This window comes from Sulfuricurvum sp. MLSB, assembly GCF_000747095.1.
Classification (GTDB): domain Bacteria; phylum Campylobacterota; class Campylobacteria; order Campylobacterales; family Sulfurimonadaceae; genus Sulfuricurvum.
The window spans coordinates 1-1,450 of the sequence record NZ_JQGL01000048.1; the positions used below are offsets into that span (position 1 = coordinate 1).

A 1,450-nucleotide genomic window follows, 5' to 3' on the forward strand; every position below is an offset into this window, starting at 1 on the left:
ACCTCAATCGCTTTCATTTCCTTCATGATAAAAATACCAAAATCTGTTGATTCACTTCCATCAATCAATTGCCAGTTAATCTCGTTACGCTCTTTTAAAATATTTACTGCTTCTTCTAAACTCATTTACTCCCCTTTTTAACCGTTTTAATATCATCACACAGCCAAACACCTAAAAGTATAAAACACAAGCACAATCCGATTGCCGTGGCAATTATGCCATATATACAGCAATAGTCAAAGAATTTCATTCGTCTTCACCGCATTCATCAAAATCACCTATTTTAAGTTCTATAACAAGTTCTTCAAGTTCTGCTATTTTATTTTCAAATTCAACAACCATCCTTGCAAGTTCTACATCTGAGCAATCTTTTGAAAGTCTTTCAATTCTTTTGTAATCTTTTTTTATCATCTCTCCGCCTCGTTTAATACTCATCGAATTTAATCAAAATAACGTCAGTGTAATCAGTGATAAATGCATTTCTTATCATCGACACAAAGTTAAATCCGCCATTATCCATAAACCCAGTCTTGATATTTTCAAGTTCTTTTTTCGTGCAATCCTCAACCGTTATCACTTTACCGTCTTTGTAAAAGAAAGTAATTTTTCCGTGAATATCTTCACTGCTTTCGCTTTTAGCACCGCTTTTAATATCGCCGCCAACTCCTTTGCACTCAGTCCCATCAACACCCAACACCACATCTTTTGCATCGTATTTCATCTTACCAACCTCCATAAATCTTTCTTAATCTGTTCTGGTAACACGTCGCCAATTAAATAATCAGTACATCTGTTATGATAATACACCTCATGCACTTTTCCGTTAGCATCCATTACGATCTGCCGTGTTACATAGTCGTTATCAGGTTCTAATGTCTCATGCTTCAATAAAACCTTGCTTAGTTCTTCAATACCAAACATCTTTTTAATTCTGCTGAATAAGTTCATTGTTCCCCCTAAAGTTTTTATTAATCTATGGTAAATATCCCGTCTTCCCCTGTTGTTACGTGTATGTCCGTTATCCCGTAATATCTACCATCGTAAAAAACACGCAAAGGCATATTCATGTCTTTTTCTTCTATCGAAAGTATTATCTCCTTTAATTCTCTCAACGTTATTTCCCATATCTCTTTGCGTCTATCTGCTGAGTATATTTTCATATTATCAAATTTCACAAATTCCATTTTTAAACCTCCTTAAAAATTGTCCCATACGTGGAATTTTTCGCCTTTTCCATTTCAGCCATTAACTTATACTGGCAAGTTCCATCCGGCTCGTTATACATACTGCTTACGTCTAAATCGTCTTGCAACTTCCAGATATGGCACTGTTTCCAATTTGTCTCCGTACACCCGATACAATTATCATTTATGAGTATTTCCAATATATCCCTTAAACGATCATCAGTTATCATAATGGCTCGTTTGTCGATAATTTCTTGTATTTTCGG

The 1,450-nt window shown here is 35.0% G+C and carries 5 protein-coding genes; all 5 read right to left on the reverse strand.

What is annotated here, in order from left to right; translation table 11 throughout:
• Positions 1–246 precede the first annotated feature (246 nt).
• On the reverse strand, positions 247–411 hold the full coding sequence (locus JU82_RS11780; RefSeq protein WP_294892173.1) for a hypothetical protein: 165 nt from the start codon (positions 409–411) through the stop codon (positions 247–249).
• Positions 412–424: 13 nt separating this feature from the next.
• Complete coding sequence (locus tag JU82_RS04975) at positions 425–721, reverse strand: hypothetical protein (RefSeq protein ID WP_294892175.1); 297 nt, start codon at positions 719–721, stop codon at positions 425–427.
• Positions 718–948, reverse strand: a complete 231-nt coding sequence (locus tag JU82_RS04980; protein ID WP_037947360.1) for a hypothetical protein — start codon at positions 946–948, stop codon at positions 718–720. Before JU82_RS04980 ends, JU82_RS04975 begins: the two co-directional genes overlap by 4 nt.
• Before the next feature lie 20 nt (positions 949–968).
• Complete coding sequence (locus tag JU82_RS04985) at positions 969–1,184, reverse strand: hypothetical protein (protein ID WP_037947364.1); 216 nt, start codon at positions 1,182–1,184, stop codon at positions 969–971.
• Between the two features lie 2 nt (positions 1,185–1,186).
• The coding region (locus tag JU82_RS04990) for a hypothetical protein (RefSeq protein WP_037947367.1) at positions 1,187–1,450 on the reverse strand (264 nt) is incomplete at its 5' end.